This window comes from Mycobacterium sp. E787 (genome assembly GCF_001668725.1).
Classification (GTDB): Bacteria; Actinomycetota; Actinomycetes; order Mycobacteriales; family Mycobacteriaceae; genus Mycobacterium.
Map to the genome: position 1 here is coordinate 20,425 of NZ_LZKL01000084.1, position 17,893 is coordinate 38,317.

The window sequence follows — 17,893 nt, forward strand, 5'->3', positions numbered from 1 at the left end:
GGCGATCACGTGAGCACATCGGGGTCGGCCTTGATCGTCATCCGTGCGGCCCCCGCCCAGTACACGTCGGCGGCACGCTCGATGAGCGACCGCTGCATGCCCGCCATGTCCGACCAATTCATCTGCACCGGCTCCTTGCCGGTGAGCATGACGTCGTAGGCCAGCTTGCACACCCGCTCGATCGATGCCGCCCGGTATACGGCCTCCGGGAGGTTGCGGCCGGTCGCGATCACGCCGTGGTTGGCCAGGATCGTCAGGTTGGCGCCGCCGATGCGCGCGGCGAGATCGGCGGCGCGGGCGGGGCTGTCGATTTCCCCGTCGTAGGTGTCGACGAGGCACAGGTCGTCGAGGTAGAGCGAACCGGTCTGGTGCACGAGCTCGGGGAGCCTGCCCAGCGCGGCGAGCACGCACACGTAGTAGGGGTGGTTGTGAATGACCACCCGGGCGTCGTCGCGGACCCGGTGCAGCTCGGTGTGGATGTGGATGGCCGGCGTCACATCCCAGCGACCGCGGACCACCCGCGCGTCGCTGTCCACGACGCAGATGTCCGATGCGGTGAGCTCCTGCCACCACAGTCCCCACGGGTTGACGAACATGTCCGTTTGGCCGTCGAGCTGCCAGGTGATGTGTCCGGCCATGTTCTCCGCGAATCCGATGCCGGCGAGGTGGCGAAAGGCGATCGCGAGCGCCTGTTCGTCGGACAGCTCGACTCCGATCGGCGGCACCACCGACGGCGCCCACACCTCGAGACCACCGCGCCGCGCGTCAGGAGCGTTCATGATCGGCCTCCATCCTGGTTCGAATGTCCTCGCGGAGCACGCCTTTGGCAACCTTGCCCCCGGACGATCGCGGAAGTTCGTCGACCACGATGAGCCGCTCGGGCAGGAGTTCCTTCGAGACCCCCTGCGCCAGCAGATGGTCGACGAGCTCGGGCAGGTCGATGGTCGCAGAGTCGACGAGTTCGGTGTACACGCAGACCTTTTCGCCGAACACCGGATCGGGCATCGCGACCGCGGCCGCCACCGCGATCGCGGGGTGGGTTGCGACGGTGTCCTCGACCTGGGTCGCGCTGATGTTCTTGCCGCCGCGCAGGATGAAGTCGGAAGTGCGGCCCGTGACGGTCAGATAGCCCTCCGCGTCGATCTCGCAGAGGTCGCCCATGCGCATCCAGCCGTCGGCGGTGAACAGCTTGTCGTGATCGGTCCCGCCGAGGTACCCGAGGCTGGTCGCCGGCCCCCGGCACGCGGGCTGGCCGCGCCCCGATGCGGTGACGTCGCGGTCCCCGTCGAAGAGCCGGACCGCCATTTCCGGAACGATGCGGCCGCCCGTGCGGAGCCTGCGTTCGCGCGAGTCATGGACCGTCGTCGCGCTGAGCATCCCGGTCTCGTTGGAGCCGTAGAACTGCAAGATCTTCGCGCCGGTGAGCTCCTCGAACTCGGCGGCCGGCCGGTAGGGCAATGCCTCGCCGCCGGCGAAAACGACGCGCAGCGAGCTCAGGTCGTGCTCGCGACAGGCCGGATCCGCGATCAGCATCGTCAATTGCGTGCTCACACAACACAACACGGTGACCGCGTGGCGGGCGATCGCCTCGCATGCCGCGCGCGCGGTGAACCGCTGCATGATCACCGCCGTGGCGCCGAGGTAGATCGGCGTGGTGTGGCTGGTCCACAGCCCGAAGCCGAAAGGCGTGGGGATGACCGGCAAGAAGACGTCGTCCGGCGTCAGCAATCCGTTGGCCACGGCCTTGCGGTGGAAGTAGTGCCAGCGGTTTTGCGTGTGTACCACGCATTTGGGCAGGCCGGTCGTGCCGGAGGTGGAATTGATGAGAAACACGTCGTCGGGGCCCAGCGGTGAGGACGCGCTCAACGCCCCGGGCGGGGTGTCGACGTTGAGCCGCAGCGCGGCGGGCTCGCCGCTCAGGACCAGCACGGACACCGGGGTTTCGCCGGCCACCTGCGCGGCCGCCTCGCCGTGCTGTGGGTCGCTGATCAGCATCTTCGGTCGCGAATTGCGCAGTATCGCCGCCAGCTCGCGGGTCCCGGCGCGCGCACCGACGCCGACCACGACGGCGCCGCACCGTTCGATCGCGACGAACAGCACGTGGATGGCGGTGGAGTCGCCATGCCACACCGCGACCCGATCGCCGCGCAGCACACCGGCGCCCGCCAGTCGCTCCGCCAGTTCGGTTGCCGCACGGTCGAATTCACGCCAGGTGAGCGACGCCCCGAGATCGTCGATGTAGGCGGGACGTTCGGGTGCCGATTCGGCGTTGCGACGCACCGCGTCCGACAGCGTCGAATCGGACCACCAACCGGCGGCGCGGAACCGGGCCGCGTCCTCGTCGGTGAATGCCGGCGAGCCCACAGCATCCAGCCCAGCGGCGCTCATTCCCAAATGATAGGAAAACGGCCCCTGAATGGGTTGGGAAGCCCCGTCGCGGCGCCCTACGGATTCTGCGGGGCGGGCGGGTTGTGCTGGTTGGTGCCCGCGGTGCCCGGGCGGGGGTGCGGCGTCGGGCAGGTGATGCGCGGAATGCAGCCGCAGTTGAGGCCGATAATGCAGGCGCCCCCACCGGCGGGCTGCACGGGCAGGGCCCCGCCCCCATCGCTGTCGGTCTGGGCAACGGCGGACGAAGCGCTGGCCGCGGTGTGCGGCGGCTCGCCGGCGCCGAACTGCCCGCCCGCGAGGCCCACTCCGACCGCAAACAGCAGCGCGGCCCCGCACGCCGCGGCGGCCGGTTTGCTTTTGCGATTCGTCACGGCTCTCACTGTAATTTCCGTTCGCGAGATGCGCACAGCGACACAGGGTGCTTTAGTCAAATCCTACGAAAGCTGCCAGCACGGGAGGCGGTGGCCCATGCGGACCACGCGCAGAGCCGGGCTCTGGCCGGGGCTGCTCGGCGGCGCCGTCGCCGGGGCGGCGGGCACCACGGCGCTCGACGTGATCACCTACCTGGATATTGCGGTGCGGGGCCGGCCGATCAGCACGACGCCCGAAAGAACCGTCGAGGCCATGGCCGGGCTGTTCGGCTGCACGGTGCCCGGGACCGGCGATGTCCTGGCCAACCGACTCCTCGGCCTCGGCGCGCTGACCGGCTATGCCGCGGGCATCGGGATGGGCCTGGTTCTGGGGCTGGCCTACGGCCTGGGGTGGCGCCCGCGCCTGCTGGTGGCCACGCTGGTCGCCACCGCGATCGCCCTGATCGGCACCAATGGGCCGATGACCGTGCTCGGGGTGACCGACCCGCGAACGTGGGGCGTCGCGGGGTGGATCAGCGATCTGGTCCCGCACCTGGGCTACGGGGTCGTCACCGCGCTGGTGCTGCATTACCTGTATCGGGCGCCGGCCGGTTCTTGGGATCGGTAGCGACGCAGCGGGTTTCCACTTGCCGCGTGACCGCTGCGACGCGGCGGCGCTGCGCAAGGAGGAACCCGCGAATGAAGATCAAGGCCGCAATCCTGCTGTTCGGGGCGCTGTTCGCCCTGTTGCTGCTGGCGCGGTATTTCGCGCTGAGCCGCTCGGGCCTGCCGCCGGGGTGGATGCTCTACCTCGGGCTGCCGATCGTCGCCGCCGGTGTGCTGTTCGCGCTGCGGCTGATCAACCTCGGCGCGGGATGGGGCGCCGGTGATGTGGGCCGCGACGTCGCGGCGCCGATGCGTCCGATCGCGCTTTCGCAGTCGGAACCGCCGGCGCAGGCCTCGGTCTCGGAGCAGCTCCGGGAGCTCGAGGGGCTTCGTGCCGACGGCGCCATCAGCGACACCGAGTACAGCGCGCGCCGACTCCGCATCATCTCCGAACTGTGAGCCGGTCCGGTCGGCCATCACCGTGGCCCTAGCCCTGGACCGTCGGGCGAATGACGACCTCGCCGATCTCGACATCGTGGGGTTGTTCGATCGCGAAAGCTACGGCGCGCGCCACGGCCGCGGGCGGCAGCCCGAAATCGCTCATCGTGCGGCGGGTTTGCTCGCGCAGGGCCGGGTCGTCGATGGACGAGTCGAGTTCCGTGTCGACGAATCCCGGTGATATCGAGGTGGTTCGGATCACGCCGTCGGTCGACTCCTGACGCAGCGCTTCCATCACGGTCCGCACGGCATTCTTGGTGGCCGCGTACACCGCCATGGTGGGCACGATCTTCAACCCGGCCGTCGACACGGTCGTCACGAAGTGCCCCCGGCCCTGGCGACGAAAGACCGGTAGGGCCGCGGCGATGCCGTGCAGCACCCCGCGCAGGTTGACGTCGATCATCGCCGACCAGCCGTCGACGTCGCCGTCTGCCATCGGCCCGATCTTGCTGATGCCGGCGTTGCTCACCAGGACGTCGAGCCGGCCGAAGTCGTTGACGGCCCTATCGACCAACCGCTCGACGTCCGCACGGCGCGCGACATCGCCGGGGCAGGTGGCGACGGCTCCCCCACTGGCGCGGATCCGGTGTGCGACGTCGTCGAGGCGCTCGGCGCGCCGTGCGCCGAGGACGACGCTGGCGCCTCGCCCGGCGAGTAGCCGCGCGGTCGCCTCGCCGATCCCGCTGCTCGCGCCGGTGATCGCGACGACCTTCCCCTCGATGCCGTTCATGGCGCGTCCCTTCGTCTCGTATGGTCATTCTGTGCTGATCGGGTTTCTGCTCGCGCTGGGTTGCTCGGTCTGTTACGGCGCCGCCTCGGTGTTGCAGGCCGTCGCGACGCGGTCGGTGGAACCCGCCGGCAGGTCGGGCGTCGACGCGGTATTGCTGATGCGCGCCGTCCGGCAGTGGCGCTACCTCGCCGGCATCGGCCTCGACGGCCTCGGGTTTCTGCTGCAGGTGATCGCGCTGCGTTTGGTGCCGATCTATGTCGTCGCCGCGGCGCTGGCCGCTTCGATCGCGGTCACCGGCATCGTATCCGCCTGGGTGCTGTCGGCGCGGTTGTCACGGCCGGAGTGGACCGCCGTCGGGGTGGTCTGCGCGAGCCTCGTCGCGCTCGCCTGCGCGGCCGGGCCGGGGCACTTCCGTCACGCCCCGGCCGGGCTGGGTTGGGCGCTCATCGGCGTGGTCGCCGCGATATTCGTCGCCGGCGCGGCCGCGGGCCGGCTCCGCGATCGCGAACGCGCGCTCGCCCTCGGGTTCGGCGCCGGAAGTGGATTCGGTGTCGTCGAGGTCGGCGTGCGCCTGATGGATGTGATGGATCCGACCAAGGCCGCGTTCTACACCAACCCGGCCCTGTACGCGGCCGCCGGCGGCGGGGCGGCGGGATTTCTGTTGCTCACCTCCGCGTTGCACCGCGGCTCGGTGACCACCACGGTCGCCGCCATGGTCGTCGGCGAGACGATCGCTCCCGCGCTCGTGGGGGTGGTGTGGCTGGGTGACAGCGCCCGCGACGGTCTCGGCTGGTTGGTGGTCCTCGGATTCGTGGTCGCGGTGTCGGCGACGCTGGTTTTGGCCCGCTTCGGCGAAGCCCCCACTCCCGCCGAGTCCGGCTAGGTCTCCGCCGCGGGATAAGCCGAATAGGTCGTGCCACGCGGTGGACGCGTCCACAGCACGCCGCCTTGGGCGCTGATGCCGGCGGCGATCAACTCCCGCTTGAGGACCTTGTTGGTGGCAGTCGCCGGCAGGCCGTCGTTGATGCGCACGTAGCGCGGCCACGCCTTCGGCGACAGGTCGGGCTGCGCGGCCAGGAACTTCTCGAAATCCGCCGGCTCCAAGGGCATCCCGTCGCGAAGCACGACGGCGGCCATCACCTGGTCGCCGACGCGCTCGTCGGGCACCGCGTAGACGGCGACCTGGCTGACCTGCGGCAGCCGTTCCAGGATCCGCTCGATCGGCGCCGCCGCCAGGTTCTCGCCGTCGACGCGCATCCAGTCCGCCGTGCGGCCGGCCAGATAGATCCAGCCGTCGGCGTCGCGGTAGGCCAAATCGCCCGACCAGTACATGCCGTGCCGCATGCGCTGCGCCGTCGCGGCCGGATCGTTGTAGTAGCCGGTGAACGGCCCCGCGCCCTGGGTGTTGACGAGTTCACCGACCGCGTCGTCGAAGTTGACCAGCGCGCCGTGTTCGTCTAAGCGCGCGACGGCGCACTCCTGCAACGTCGCCGGGTTGTAGACGGCGACGCCGGGGTAGGGCTTGCCGATCGATCCGGGCGGGGCGCCGTCCTCGCGGACGACGATCACGGCGAACTCGCTGGAGCCGAAGCTGTCGATCACCCGGCAGCCGAAACGCCTTGCGAATTCGGCGATGTCACGATCGGTGGCCTCGTTGCCGAACGCGATCCGCAGGGTCGTGTCGGCGTCGTCGGGGCGTTCGGGGGTGGCGAGGATCAGGGCGAGGGGCTTGCCGACATAGTTCAGGTAGGTGACGTTGTGACGGCGCACGTCGTCGATGAAGCGCGACGGCGAGAACCTGGCGGGGACCATGGTGGCGCCACTGCCGATCGCGACGGCCCACCCCGCGGCGATCCCGTTGGAGTGAAACAGCGGCATCGCCAGGTAGCAGACGTCATCGGCGGTGACGTCGTACTGGAAGATCAGGCTGGCCCCACACATGATCGCCATCCCGTGCGCGAACCGGACGGCCTTGGGGTCACCGCTGGTGCCGGAGGTGAAGATCATCATGAGGGTGTCGGCGGCGGTGACCTCGCGGTGGGCCACCAGCGGTGGTGCCGCGGCCACGGCCTGCGCGTAACGCCCCGAACCCACGTCGATGACCTGAATCCCGTTGAGATCCAAGGCGTTCAGCAGCGGCAGGTGCTCGTCGTCGGCGAGCAGGATCTGGCAGTCGGATCGCCGGATGTCGGCGAGCAGGCCGGCACCGCGGCGGGTGGTGTTGATGCCGCACAGCACATATCCGCCCAGTGCGGCGGCCGCCATGGCGCGCAGCATCGCCGGGGAGTTGCCGAGCAGGGCGCCGACATGCAGCGGGCGGTCCGGATCGGCGAGACGGATGAGCGCGGCGGCCTCGGCCTCCGCGTCGGCGAGGTGTTGGCGCCACGTCCAGGTCCGCTCGCCGTGGGCGATCGCGGCGGTGTCGTCGTTGCGGCGCTGCCGCAGCAGCTGCTGAACCGTCTCCGGCCCTGGTGCGCTCATCGGGTCGTCAGCACCAATCCGGGATAGCCGCGTTCGGCCACCGCCTCGCAATGGCGCCGGTACGTGCCGAATCCGCCGGCGTAGGGCATGAAGACCCGTTTCTTGCCCTCGATGTTGGCGCCCAGATACCACGACGACGAAGCCTTCGGGAACAACGTCTTCCCGGCGGCTTGTGCGACCTCATCGGTCCAGGCGTCCGCCGCATCCCGGCGGGGTTCCACCTCGCGCACACCCAGCCCGCGGGCCGTCAACATCAGTTCCAGGACCCAGTCGACCTGAACCTCGGCATGCAGCACCATGTTGGCCAGCACGGACGGGCTGCCTGGGCCGCTGATGGTGAACAGATTCGGCAGGCCGGGGACCATCAGCCCCAGAAACGTCACGGGGCCGTCGGCCCAGATGTCGCGCAGCCGGTCCCCCCGGGGCCCGGTCGGGTCGATGCGGGCCAGCGCGCCGGTCAGCGCGTCGAAGCCGGTCGCGAAGACGAGCACGTCGCACGGGTAGGTCGCCGCGGCGGTTCGCACCCCCTCGGGGACGATCGCGTCGATCGGCTCGCGCCGCAGGTTCACCAGCCGGACGTTGTCCCGGTTGAAGGTGGCGTAATAGCCGGCGTCGGTGCAGATGCGCTTCGTACCGATCGGGTGGTCGACCGGGATCAGGTCCGCGGCGACGACGGGATCGTGGACGATCTCCCTGATCCGCTCCTCGGCGAACTCCCGGGCGACGTCGTTGGCGGCGGGGTCGGAGTTCTGGTCGGGGAAGGTTTTGGCGAACAGGACCCCACCCTCGCGCCAGCGCCGCCACAGGGCTTCGGTCCGCTCGTGCGGTTCGGTGTCGAGCGCCTTTTTGTGGTAGGTGCCGTGCGGTGTGCCCGCCGACGCATAGGCCGAGAGCCGGCGCCGCTCGGGATAGTCCTCCCGGATCCGCCGCTGTTCCTCCGCGGTCCACGGGCGATTGGGCATCGGGATGCTGTAGTTCGCCGATCGCTGGAACACCACGAGTTGTTCGGCCTCGCCGGCGATGATCGGAACCGCCTGAATCCCAGACGAACCCGTGCCGATCAGCCCGACCCGCTTGCCGCGCAGCTCGGGATCCTCCCGCGGCCAGGCTGCGGTGAAGTACACCTCGCCCGCGAAATCCCCGACGCCGGGGATGTCGGGGCGGTTCACCGCGGACAGGCAGCCGGTGGCACACACGAGAAACTGCGCGGTGTACGTCTCGCCGGCCTCCGCAACACCGGCGGTGCGCACGCGCCAGCGCCCGGCCGCTTGCTCGAAATCGGCACCGATCGCGTCGACGCCGAACCGGTAGTGGCGGCGCAGATGGAATCGATCGGCCACGTGCCGCAGATAGGCCAGGATCTCCGGCTGCGCGGCGAAGCGTTCGCTCCACGTCCAGCTCTGCTGCAGCTCGGCGTCGAAAGAGTATGAGTAGTCGACGCTTTCGACGTCGCAACGCGCGCCGGGGTACCGGTTCCAATACCAGGTGCCCCCCACGTCGGGAGCCGCCTCGATGCCGATCACCGACATGCCCGCCGAGGCGGCCCGGTGCACGGCGTAGAGCCCGCCGAATCCCGCGCCGATGACGATGACGTCGGCCGAAGGCACCGGGGTCACCTCGACTCACAGCGAATCGGGGCGAGCAGCTCCCGGAGGTCGCCGCATACCAGCTCGCGCGCCGAATCCGCGGGCGGGAAGGGCTGGATCGTCAGGAAGCCGTGGAACAACCCGGGAAAGTCCCGGTGCACGACGGGCACTCCGGCGTCGCGTAGCCGGCGCGCGTAGTCGCATCCCTCGCTGTGCAAGGGGTCCAGGCCCGCGGTCACGATCACCGCCGGGGGCAGGTCGGTGTGACTTTCCGCGCGAGCCGGCGCGACGATCCAGGGTGGGTCGAAATCCCGTTCGCCGCCGAGGTATTGATGCCAATACCACTGCATTGCCGCCCGGGTGTTGAAGTAGCCGGTGCCGTAGCGGTGGTAGCTGTCCGTGTCGAACGACGGATCGACGGCCGGGTAGAGCAACAACTGCGCGGCGGGACGGGCGACGCCGTTCTCGCGGCACAGGATCGCGGTGACCGCGGCCAGGTTCGCGCCGGCGCTGTCGCCGGCGACCGCGGTCCGGCTGGCGTCGACGCCAAGGCCGTCCGCGTGTTCGATCACCCACCGGAATGCCGCGAACGCGTCGAGCGCGGCCGCGGGCGCCGGGTGCTCGGGTGCCAGCCGGTAGCCGACGGACGCGACGACGGCCTGGGTGCCGCGCGCCAGGGCCCGGCAGAAGCCGTCGTGGGATTCGATGTCGCAGAACACGAATCCGCCGCCGTGGTAGAAGACGATCCCGGCGCGCGGGCCGTCGGCCTTTCCGTGCGGGTGATAGACGCGCAATGCGATGGCGCCGGCCGGGCCCGGGATCGCATGGTCGACGGTGTTGCGGACGTCCGCGATGTTGGTGGCCGGCACGCGCCGGGCGGCCACCGCGGCCCGCGCCTCCGGACCGGTCATCGCCTCGACGCGGGGGAAGCCGGCGTTCAACTCGCGCAACATCGCCCGCACAGTGCCGTCGGGGCCGTCGGGGGCCTGGTCCATGTGCGCCTCCGCCCGCACCGTTGCGTCGGTCATGCCGGCCGGTACCTCAGCAAAGTGATTTTGTCGTCAAGATCGTAGAACACGGGCCGCACGCGCATCCCGATCCGGATGCCGCCCGGGTCGACGTCCACCAGTTCGGTGCTGATCCGCGGCCCGGCGTCCCACTGCACCACCGCGAGCAGCTGCGGCACCGCGTCCGCCCAGGGCGGCGCGGTCGGCCTGCGGGCGACCGTGTAGGTGTAGAGCGTTCCCCCGCCGTCGATCTCGCGCCACTCCAGGTCATCGGCGAGCGAACCCGGCGCGAGGGTGCGGGGATAGAAAACGTAGCGCCCCAGCGACGGCGAGTACTGCACGACGATGCGATGCCGGGCCAGGCCGTCCCAAAAGGGCCGGGAGACCGGCGTCGGCTCGGGCACGGGTACGGGCACTGTCCCCATTGCTAGTCCCCCTGCATCAGCAGCGCGACCTGTTCGCTCATGATGCCGCCGTTGCCGGTGACGAACGCGGTGTGGCAGTCGCGCACCTGCGCGTCGGCGGCCCGGCCCATGACCTGGCGTGCCGCATCCACGACGTGGTGCATGCCGCCGGCCATCCCGGCCTGGCCGAAGGACAGTTGACCGCCGGCGGTGTTGAGCGGGAAGTCGCCGCGGTGGGTCAGGTCGTGGCCGGTAACCCACGACATGCCTTCGCCCTTGCCGCAGAAGCCGGCGTCTTCCAGGCTCATCAGCACCGTGATGGTGTAGCAGTCGTAGATCGACGCGACGTCGACGTCGGCGCGGTCCAGCCCGGCCATCGCGAACGCCTTGCCGGCGGCGCGGGCGATCGGTGTGTGCATCAGGTCCTCGGCGTAGGTGGGGGTCTTGAACGCGATGTGTTCGCCGAAGCCCTTGATCCACACCGGACGACGGCGGCTTCGGCGCGCGATGTCCGCGTTGGCGATCAACACGCCGGCCCCGCCGTGCACCCGCATCACCGTCTCGAGCATGTGGATGGGGTCGGCGATCATCGGGCTGGCGAGCACGTCATCGACCGTGATCGGGGTGCCGTGGAAGACCGCGCCAGGATGCGCGCACGCGTTGGTGCGCTGGTCGACGGCGATCTTGGCGACGGCCTCGGGGTCGTAGCCGAATTCGGCGGCGTAGCGCTGGGCGATCTGCGCGTACGGCGCGTTCTGGCCCACGTTGCCGTACGGGATCTCGAATTCGGCCTGCGGCGAGCCGTAGTTGTTGGACGACGCCCCATACCAATTCGGGGCGGGTGGCGGCCTGGTGTCGGATTGCGGCTGCGCACCCGAACCCGGAACCACCGCGAGCGCCGCGTCGCAGATGCCGAGCTCCACCGCCGCCGCCGCCCGCCAGACCATCCCCGCCGAGGTGGCCCCGCCCAGGTCGACGCGTTCCCCGAAATCCAGTGCGATGCCGAGGTATTCGCACAGCGTGGCGGGCGCGAACATCGCGGACTCGGCCACCCCGTGGGTGAGCAGGCCGTTGACGCACGCCGGGTCGACGCCGGCGTCCTCGATCACCAGCTTCGCCAGCAGGGTGTACTGGTCGAGCGTGAACCGCGGGGGCCCGGTGGGGCGCCGTTGCGCGGGCAACTCGGCAATGCCGACGATGGCCGCCTCGCCACGCAGACCCGTCACGACGGCGTTCCGCGCCGCGGCAGTTCGACCGTCGCGGTTCCCGGCATCAGCACGGTGGCGTCGCGGCGGCCGGAGATCTCGAGATCCACCAGCCCCGCGCCACTTTCGCTGAGGCGCTTCCCGGTCACCTCGCCGCCGAAGCTGAGGCGCTGGCCGGGATACGCGACGGCGCGGTTCTGCACCGAGAACGACACCAGGCGGCCGCGTCCACCGATCCAGTCGCCGAGCGCGCGGGCCAGCAGCGCCGCCTGCAGCGGGCCCTGGACCAGCACGTCGTCGTAGCCCTCGACCCCGCGGGCCCAGTCCTTGTCGTAATGGATGCGGTGGCCGTTGTAGGTGGCGGCGCTGAAGAAGAAGAGCTGCGTCTCGTCGACGGAGACGGCCAGCGCCGGAATCGAATCCCCCACGCCGACGTCTTCGTAGAACACCTGGTTGCCGGTCACGAGCGATCCTAGGGCCGGGCGATCATCGACGTCGACGCTTCGGCGACGAGATCGCGGTGTTGGTTGCGGTACACCGTGTGCCAGGTGACCAGGACGAATCTCCCCGAGCGGCCATGCTTTTCGACGATCGCCTCGATGGTGCGGACCATCTCGATCTCGTCGCGATGGTAGGCGGGGAGGTGAAAGGTGAAGCTCTCGCCGCCGGCCATCCGCTTGGGTGCGCGGGGAAACGCGAGACCGCCGGAGACGGCGCCGGACGACCCGTCGGGCCGCAGCGCCTCGAGGTGCGTGATGCCGAGCACCGCGTACTGCAGGAACAGCGGAGGGCAGATGATGTCGCGAAAGCCGTTGGCGCGCGCGTATTCCGGGTCGTACCAGAGCGGGTTGTGGTCACCGACCGCGGCCGCCCACCGCTGCCAGTCGCGCCGATTCACCTCGCCGGTGGCAGAGGCGGCAACGGTGCCCACCCGCGATGCCGACTCGGCGTCGATCAGGGAGTCGTCATTCACCGGCTCGCTCCTCTTCCAGCCAGGCCGCGGCGACGTCGGCTCCGCCGCCCAGCGTCGAGCCCAGCCTCGCTCGTTCGCTCCACAGATGCAGGTCGGTCTCGGTGACGTAGCCCATTCCGCCGTGCAATTGGTGGGCGTCCAGGGTGACCAGCCTCGCGGCGGTGGCGGCGTGCAGGCGCGCGATCGCCGTTTCCCTGCTCGCGAGCCGGCCGCGGGCCAGCCAGAAGATCGCCGAGTGCGCGGCCAATCGCGCGGCGGCCAAGGCGATGTGCATGTTGGAGATCAGGTGCTGGGCGGCCTGAAACGACGCGATCGGGCGGCCGAACTGGTGGCGCAGCTTGGTGTACTCGACGGTCCGTTCCAGCACCGCCTGCCCGACCCCGACCAGGTCGAGCGATCCGAGCGCCACCGCCGTGTTCGCGACGCGGCGCAGCCCCCGCCGGTCCGCCTCGGCGAGCAGCGCGCCGGCGCCGGCGGTCACGTCGTCGAAGCGCACGGTGAACGCCCGGTGGCCCCCCGCCATCGCCAGCGGGTCCGCGGTCACCCCGGTCGCGTGCGCGTCCGCGACGAAGACGAGCGTGCGCCCGGCCGCGGCGGCCGACACCACGATCAGGTCGGCGACGTCGGCGTCGGCGACGTAGTCCGCTGTTCCGGTGAGCCGCCAGGCACCGCCGGAGTCGGGATGGGCTGCCAGCGCGGGCGAGACGTCCGCGGCGTCGCGAGCACTCCACAACGCCGTGGTGCCGCGGATCGCGCCGCTCGCCAGCCCCGGAAGCCACCCGGACTTGCCCGCGGGCGGTGCGAGTTGATCGATCGCCAGCGCGGCCGCAATGGTGCTGTGCACGGTCGTCGGGCACAGGGCACGGCCCGCCTCCGTGCAGAACACGCCGAGGTCGTCCAGGGAGCCGCCGGAGCCGCCGTCGTGCGGGGCGACGGCGAGGCCGAAAACACCGGCGTCCGCAAGGGCCTTCCACAGCGCCGGGGTGCTTCGGTCGGCGCCGGGTTCGTGCAGGCCGCGAACGAGGCCGGCGGGGCTCTCCGCCGCGAGCAGCTTGCGCAGCGTCGCGGCGAACTGGCGCTGCTCGGCGCTGGGTCTAACGTCCATACGAGGGCATTCCGTGGCCGCGCTGGGCGATGATGTCGCGCAGGACTTCGTTGGTACCCCCGCCGAACCGCATCAAGGGGGCGGCGCGGTACAGCCGTTCGAACCTGCCGGCCAGCGGCGCGTCCGGTCCGCGATGCGCGAGCAGGCCGTCGGGCCCCAGCAGGTCCAGCGCCAGGTCGGCGATGCGCTGGCGCAGCTCGCTGGTGAAGACCTTCTCCACGCTGACTTCCACGGTCGGGATGGCGCCGCCGTCCAGGATCGACGCGGCCTCGTAGCCCATGAGCGTCGCCACCTCCACGTCGGCTTCGGCACGCGCCAGCCTGCGCCGAAGCGCGGGGTCGTCGGCGGGCACCGTGCCGTCACGCCGTGGGCCGCGCGCGAGCAGCAGCAAGTCGTCGACCGCGCGGCGCAGGTCGCCCGCGTTGGTCAGCGCCCCACGCTCTAAATCGAGCGCGCCGGTGATGTACGTCCACCCCCGGTTGACCTCACCGATCAGGTTGGTGACCGGCACCCGCACGTCGCGAAAATGCACCTCGTTGGTGCGATAGCCCGACCAGGAGTAGAGCGGGCGGATCTCGATGCCCGGGCTGTCGATCGGCACGATGATCACCGAAATGCCCTTGTGCCGCACCGCATTCGGATCCGTCCGCACGCACAGCCATTCGTGGGTGGCACGCTGCGCCGCGCTGTTCCAGATCTTGGTGCCGCTGATCACCCAATCCTGGCCGTCGAGCGTCGCGCGCGTGCGCAGGGCGGCCAGATCGGTGCCCGCGTCCGGCTCGGAATATCCGACCGCGCAGACCATTTCGCCCTTGGCGATCAACGGTAGCCATTCATTCTTGTTCCGCTCGGTGCCGTGGCGCATGATCATCGGCGCCACCGAGGTGACCGTCAGGTCGGGGCCGGGCACACCCCAGTATTCGAACTCGCTCATCAGCAGGTGCTGATGAAGCGCGCCGAGCCCCAGTCCCCCGTACTCGCGCGGCCAGTTGAGGCCGAACCAGCCCTTCTCGCCGATCTTGCGGCGAAACCGTGCCACCTCGCCGTCGCGCAGCTCCAGATCGTGCTCGGCCAGTTCGGCCCGCAACTCGGGGGTGACGTTCTCCTGCAGGAACTCACGAACCTCGGTCAGCCACGCGCGTTGCCCGGCGTCGAGTTCGAAGTCCATCCCGGCAACCTAACCCTTCCATCAGGCCGCGTCAGCGTAACGCCATCGCGAAATTCACTCCGGCATTTCGCCCGGCCTTCACGCCCGGCGCGATAAGCCGGCGCCCCCCGGCGCTCACCGATCGGCTGCGCGTTCACGGCCACGTCACCGAACCGGCCTCGACTGTAAAAACCCTGTCAACCTCCCGTAAAAACACTTCGCCGCCGTCGCGTATCCGGCCGTTGGCTGCGAAAATTTGTTGCACAGAGTTTCGGTACGGCCTCGTAGAGGAAGAAACCATGCCCACCCTTGAGACACGCCTCCGCCAGGAGTTGCGCGACTGCGCGCTCGAGTTACGGCAACTTGCCTACACGGTGCCGCACGGGGTGGGCGAACATGCTCTGCTGCAGTTGTCGGACCGGATGCGGGCGGCCGCCGAGCAAGCGGTGCGCAAGGGCGCCTAGGGCGTTGAGTGTGAACCCAGGGCGTTGCGTGTGAGCGCAAGGCCTTCTGTGTGAAGCCAGGGCGGAACAATCGCGATTTCGCCGCACTGAGTGCACACTCAACACCCTGACCGCAAACTCAAACGCCAGCTCACGATCACCCGCCCTTGAGGCGAATCTTCCAGCGCACGAAGCCCAGATACACGATGCTGAGCACGATCAGCATGCCCATGTCGAACCACCAGGCGCCGAGCGTGTGACGCCAATGCGAGTCGTGCGGCACCGAGGGGACGGCCTGTTCCAGGGTGAGCAGGTCGACGGTGGAGGCCGATGCCGCGAAGCCCCACCTTGCCGGTGTCGCCCAAGACATTTGGTCCAGGCCGATCCGGCCGGTGACGGGAATCATGCCCCCGGAGAACACCAACTGCGACATGACCGCCACCACCAGCAACGGCATGATCTGTTCGTTGGACTTGGCGATGGATGACAACACGAGCCCGAGCATCGCCGAGGCGACGGTGGTCATCGCGATGTCGACGAACAGCTCCACGTTGGGTATGCCCAACGCCACCGCGCCCTGGGTCGGGCCGCCTTTGCCGACGATCGTGATGATCGTGACGATCGCGGATTGAATGACCGCGAACACCGTGTAGACGAAGACCTTCGCCAGCAGGTACGCCGACGTGGACAGGCCAACCGCCTGTTCGCGCAGGAAGATGGCGCGTTCACCGATCAGGTCGCGGATCGTCAGCGCGGTCCCCATGAAGACCGCACCGACATTGAGCAGCACCAGGATCTGCCCGGGCTCGGTGGGCGCCGCGCCCATCGGGTTCGGTTTGCCGAAGCCGACATCGCCGGGTACCGACATCGACAGCGAGCCCATGATGAACGGCAGCAGCGCCAGGAACACGAAGTAGCCGCGGTCCGAGACGATCAGCCGCACCTGGCGCCGCGCGATCGTGGAGAACTGCCGGAGCAGGCTGGTGTGCGACGGATCGCCGATTTCGGCGGGTTGCTCGGCGGGTGGTGGCGGCGGGGGCGGGCCCGTCCGCGCCAGGTAGCGCGCCTTGGCGCCGTCGGGGTCGCCCGCGACCGTGCTGAAGATGTCGGCCCAGTTCGTCGTGCCCATGGCCGGACCGATCTGGCTGGGCGGCCCGCAGAACGCGGTCTTGCCGCCGGGCGCCAGCAACAGCACCTGATCGCAGACGTCCAGGTAGGTCAGCGAGTGGGTGACCACGAGCACCACACGGCCGGCGTCGGCCAACTGCCGCAGCATCGTCATGACCTGCCGGTCCAGCGCGGGGTCCAGGCCCGACGTCGGCTCGTCGAGGATCAGCAGCGACGGCCCGGTCAGCAGCTCCAGTGCGACCGAGGCGCGCTTGCGCTGACCGCCGGACAGCTTGTCGACGCGGGTGTGCAGGTGCTGGGTCATCTCGAGTTCCTCGAGGACCCGGGCCACCACCTGTTCGCGGTCGGCCTTGGTGGTGTCGGGCGGCAGCCGCAGTTCGGCGGCGTACATCAGGGCCTGCTGGACAGTCAGCTGACCGTGCACCACGTCGTCCTGCGGCACCATCCCGATCCTGCTGCGCAGCGAGGCGTATTCGGCGTGCACGTTGTGGCCCTCGAAGGAAACCGTGCCCTTGCTCGGGTGCGTGTAGCCGGCCACCAACCGGGCGAACGTCGACTTTCCCGCGCCCGACGGACCGATCACGGCCGTCAGCGTGCCCGGTTGTGCGCCGAGCGAGATGTCGTCGAGCAGGACCTTGTTGTTCTCGATCGTCCACGTCACCCCGCGCACGTCCAGGCCGCCGGTGCGCGTCGCGGTCGCCGTCTCGTCACGGCGGGCCAGGGTGCCGCCTGCGAAGACGAGGTCGATGTTGCCGATCGTGACGATGTCGCCGTCGTGCAGCACGGCCGTCTCGACGCGGGCGCCGTTGACGAATGTGCCGTTGATGCTGCGGTTGTCATGGATTTCGGTGCCGTGCGCCGTGGGGATCAAGGTGGCGTGGTGCCGTGAGGCCAACACCTCGGGAATGACGATGTCGTTGTCGTTGGCCCGCCCGATCTTGATCGCGCCGGGCATGGACTCCACCGACGTGCGGCCCGGCCGGAGGATCTTCATCATCGACGTGGCGATGTTGGTGGCATCGGCGACGCGGCCGGTCTCGCCTGCCGCGGGCTCCGCAACGCGGGCGGTCTCCGGCTGCCCCGCGGCGACGTGCGGCAGCTGCCCGGTCTGGGGGCGGTAGATCTTCGGCGCCTGCTGCGGGCCGCTGGACGGGTGGACGGGCTGGTATCCGCTCGGCGGATGAACCGGTTGCGGACCGGTGGGCGGGTGGACCGGCCGCGGAGCGGGTGGATGCGGCTGCTGGCGGACTGGTCCCGACGGCTGCTGCGGCGGGCCGGGCCACTGCGGGGCGCCCTGCTGCGGCTGGCTCTGGGGCGCCCTGGCGCCCGGCCCGCTGGCCGGGTTGTAGATCGGTATGGACGTCGTCAGCGGGGGCCGTCCGGCCGAACCTTGGTGGCGGCCGACCTCGAAGGTCAGCGCCGGGCCGTCCGGGTTGCCGATGTTGACCCGCATGCCGTCCTGGATGTCGACGACGGGGACACGACGGTTGTGTACGTAGAGCCCATTGAGGCTGCCGTTGTCGATGGCGATCCATCGCCCCTGGTCGAACCGCACGATGAGGTGGGTCCGCGAGATCAGCGGGTGCGCCACGCGCACGTCCGCGCGGAGATCGCGCCCGATGACGACGTCGGTGCCTGCTGCGAAGGTGCGCTCGGATCCCTCGTACCGCACGGTCAGCACAGGTGGGACTGGTGGGCTCACGAGCACCCACTGTATCGGCAGCGGGCCCGATTGCGGCCCAAGTCGCCGACGCGGTTCACCGGCGGCGGGTCACCGCCGCGTGCACCCGCAGAGTGGGCAAAACCGAGCGACGACGAATGATTGCCGACGGATTTTGCACC

18 protein-coding genes are annotated in these 17,893 nt (G+C 69.9%); 4 read left to right on the forward strand and 14 right to left on the reverse strand.

The window, feature by feature from the left end:
* Window positions 1-5: 5 nt before the first annotated feature.
* From A5705_RS15745 to A5705_RS15755, 3 genes are read right to left on the reverse strand one after another with little or no spacing between them, the layout of a single operon-like run.
* Complete coding sequence (locus tag A5705_RS15745) at window positions 6-779, reverse strand: class II aldolase/adducin family protein (protein ID WP_068278486.1); 774 nt, start codon at window positions 777-779, stop codon at window positions 6-8.
* Window positions 766-2,388 carry a class I adenylate-forming enzyme family protein gene (locus A5705_RS15750; RefSeq protein ID WP_068278487.1) on the reverse strand — a complete coding sequence of 541 codons (1,623 nt, stop codon included), beginning with the start codon at window positions 2,386-2,388 and terminating at the stop codon, window positions 766-768. Before A5705_RS15750 ends, A5705_RS15745 begins: the two co-directional genes overlap by 14 nt.
* A 56-nt stretch (window positions 2,389-2,444) precedes the next feature.
* Window positions 2,445-2,759 carry a hypothetical protein gene (locus A5705_RS15755; RefSeq protein ID WP_067879017.1) on the reverse strand — a complete coding sequence of 105 codons (315 nt, stop codon included), beginning with the start codon at window positions 2,757-2,759 and terminating at the stop codon, window positions 2,445-2,447.
* A 97-nt stretch (window positions 2,760-2,856) separates the two neighbouring features.
* Between A5705_RS15755 and A5705_RS15760 the strand changes: the two genes are divergently transcribed.
* A complete protein-coding gene (locus A5705_RS15760; protein ID WP_067879015.1) occupies window positions 2,857-3,366 on the forward strand; it encodes a hypothetical protein in 510 nt (169 codons plus the stop codon).
* 71 nt (window positions 3,367-3,437) lie between these two features.
* Window positions 3,438-3,803, forward strand: a complete 366-nt coding sequence (locus A5705_RS15765; protein WP_067879012.1) for an SHOCT domain-containing protein — start codon at window positions 3,438-3,440, stop codon at window positions 3,801-3,803.
* 28 nt (window positions 3,804-3,831) lie between these two features.
* Here A5705_RS15765 and A5705_RS15770 read toward each other — a convergent pair whose 3' ends face one another.
* Window positions 3,832-4,572 (reverse strand): SDR family oxidoreductase, encoded by a 741-nt coding sequence (locus tag A5705_RS15770; protein ID WP_067879009.1) that lies wholly within the window; start codon window positions 4,570-4,572, stop codon window positions 3,832-3,834.
* Here A5705_RS15770 and A5705_RS15775 point away from each other — a divergent pair.
* The gene (locus A5705_RS15775; protein WP_067879006.1) at window positions 4,571-5,455 is read left to right on the forward strand and encodes a DMT family transporter; all 885 of its coding nucleotides are present in this window, start codon (window positions 4,571-4,573) and stop codon (window positions 5,453-5,455) included. The genes A5705_RS15770 and A5705_RS15775 overlap by 2 nt on opposite strands.
* On the opposite strand, the gene fadD1 is transcribed toward A5705_RS15775, so the two are convergent.
* Genes fadD1 through A5705_RS15820 form a run of 9 tightly spaced genes read right to left on the reverse strand, consistent with a single transcriptional unit; the run spans window position 5,452 to window position 14,501 of the window.
* On the reverse strand, window positions 5,452-7,053 hold the full coding sequence (fadD1, locus tag A5705_RS15780) for a fatty-acid--CoA ligase FadD1 (protein WP_068278488.1): 1,602 nt from the start codon (window positions 7,051-7,053) through the stop codon (window positions 5,452-5,454). The two genes, A5705_RS15775 and fadD1, sit on opposite strands and share 4 nt — an antisense overlap.
* Window positions 7,050-8,660, reverse strand: a complete 1,611-nt coding sequence (locus A5705_RS15785; RefSeq protein WP_369829603.1) for a flavin-containing monooxygenase — start codon at window positions 8,658-8,660, stop codon at window positions 7,050-7,052. The genes fadD1 and A5705_RS15785 overlap by 4 nt, the downstream gene beginning before the upstream one ends.
* A gap of 5 nt (window positions 8,661-8,665) precedes the next feature.
* Window positions 8,666-9,667 carry an alpha/beta hydrolase gene (locus A5705_RS15790; RefSeq protein WP_231982467.1) on the reverse strand — a complete coding sequence of 334 codons (1,002 nt, stop codon included), beginning with the start codon at window positions 9,665-9,667 and terminating at the stop codon, window positions 8,666-8,668.
* Window positions 9,664-10,071 carry a Zn-ribbon domain-containing OB-fold protein gene (locus A5705_RS15795; RefSeq protein WP_068278495.1) on the reverse strand — a complete coding sequence of 136 codons (408 nt, stop codon included), beginning with the start codon at window positions 10,069-10,071 and terminating at the stop codon, window positions 9,664-9,666. The genes A5705_RS15790 and A5705_RS15795 overlap by 4 nt, the downstream gene beginning before the upstream one ends.
* Window positions 10,072-10,073: 2 nt before the next feature.
* Entirely contained in the window at window positions 10,074-11,276 is a 1,203-nt protein-coding gene (locus A5705_RS15800; RefSeq protein WP_068278498.1) for a thiolase family protein, read from the reverse strand.
* Window positions 11,273-11,719 (reverse strand): MaoC/PaaZ C-terminal domain-containing protein, encoded by a 447-nt coding sequence (locus A5705_RS15805; RefSeq protein WP_067878994.1) that lies wholly within the window; start codon window positions 11,717-11,719, stop codon window positions 11,273-11,275. Before A5705_RS15805 ends, A5705_RS15800 begins: the two co-directional genes overlap by 4 nt.
* 8 nt (window positions 11,720-11,727) lie before the next feature.
* The gene (locus tag A5705_RS15810; protein WP_067878990.1) at window positions 11,728-12,228 is read right to left on the reverse strand and encodes a MaoC family dehydratase N-terminal domain-containing protein; all 501 of its coding nucleotides are present in this window, start codon (window positions 12,226-12,228) and stop codon (window positions 11,728-11,730) included.
* Window positions 12,221-13,333 carry an acyl-CoA dehydrogenase family protein gene (locus A5705_RS15815; protein WP_068278500.1) on the reverse strand — a complete coding sequence of 371 codons (1,113 nt, stop codon included), beginning with the start codon at window positions 13,331-13,333 and terminating at the stop codon, window positions 12,221-12,223. The genes A5705_RS15810 and A5705_RS15815 overlap by 8 nt, the downstream gene beginning before the upstream one ends.
* Entirely contained in the window at window positions 13,323-14,501 is a 1,179-nt protein-coding gene (locus tag A5705_RS15820) for an acyl-CoA dehydrogenase family protein (protein WP_068278501.1), read from the reverse strand. The genes A5705_RS15815 and A5705_RS15820 overlap by 11 nt, the downstream gene beginning before the upstream one ends.
* A gap of 278 nt (window positions 14,502-14,779) precedes the next feature.
* Here A5705_RS15820 and A5705_RS28170 point away from each other — a divergent pair, with 278 nt between their 5' ends.
* Window positions 14,780-14,944: a hypothetical protein gene (locus A5705_RS28170; RefSeq protein ID WP_193376463.1), complete on the forward strand. Its 165-nt coding sequence runs from the start codon at window positions 14,780-14,782 to the stop codon at window positions 14,942-14,944.
* 136 nt (window positions 14,945-15,080) lie between these two features.
* Here A5705_RS28170 and A5705_RS15825 read toward each other — a convergent pair whose 3' ends face one another.
* Entirely contained in the window at window positions 15,081-17,759 is a 2,679-nt protein-coding gene (locus tag A5705_RS15825; protein WP_197521284.1) for an FHA domain-containing protein, read from the reverse strand.
* Window positions 17,760-17,893: the final 134 nt, after the last annotated feature.

Bases quoted from the DNA above. Each gene is read 5' to 3' on its own strand.
- A5705_RS15760 (WP_067879015.1), top strand. From the start codon at position 2,857: ATGCGGACCACGCGCAGAGCCGGGCTCTGGCCGGGGCTGCTCGGCGGC.
- A5705_RS15790 (WP_231982467.1), bottom strand. From the start codon at position 9,667: ATGACCGACGCAACGGTGCGGGCGGAGGCGCACATGGACCAGGCCCCC.
- A5705_RS15750 (WP_068278487.1), bottom strand. From the start codon at position 2,388: ATGAGCGCCGCTGGGCTGGATGCTGTGGGCTCGCCGGCATTCACCGAC.
- A5705_RS15795 (WP_068278495.1), bottom strand. From the start codon at position 10,071: ATGGGGACAGTGCCCGTACCCGTGCCCGAGCCGACGCCGGTCTCCCGG.
- A5705_RS15770 (WP_067879009.1), bottom strand. From the start codon at position 4,572: ATGAACGGCATCGAGGGGAAGGTCGTCGCGATCACCGGCGCGAGCAGC.
- A5705_RS15745 (WP_068278486.1), bottom strand. From the start codon at position 779: ATGAACGCTCCTGACGCGCGGCGCGGTGGTCTCGAGGTGTGGGCGCCG.
- A5705_RS15820 (WP_068278501.1), bottom strand. From the start codon at position 14,501: ATGGACTTCGAACTCGACGCCGGGCAACGCGCGTGGCTGACCGAGGTT.
- A5705_RS15765 (WP_067879012.1), top strand. From the start codon at position 3,438: ATGAAGATCAAGGCCGCAATCCTGCTGTTCGGGGCGCTGTTCGCCCTG.
- A5705_RS28170 (WP_193376463.1), top strand. From the start codon at position 14,780: ATGCCCACCCTTGAGACACGCCTCCGCCAGGAGTTGCGCGACTGCGCG.
- fadD1 (WP_068278488.1), bottom strand. From the start codon at position 7,053: ATGAGCGCACCAGGGCCGGAGACGGTTCAGCAGCTGCTGCGGCAGCGC.
- A5705_RS15815 (WP_068278500.1), bottom strand. From the start codon at position 13,333: ATGGACGTTAGACCCAGCGCCGAGCAGCGCCAGTTCGCCGCGACGCTG.
- A5705_RS15775 (WP_067879006.1), top strand. From the start codon at position 4,571: ATGGCGCGTCCCTTCGTCTCGTATGGTCATTCTGTGCTGATCGGGTTT.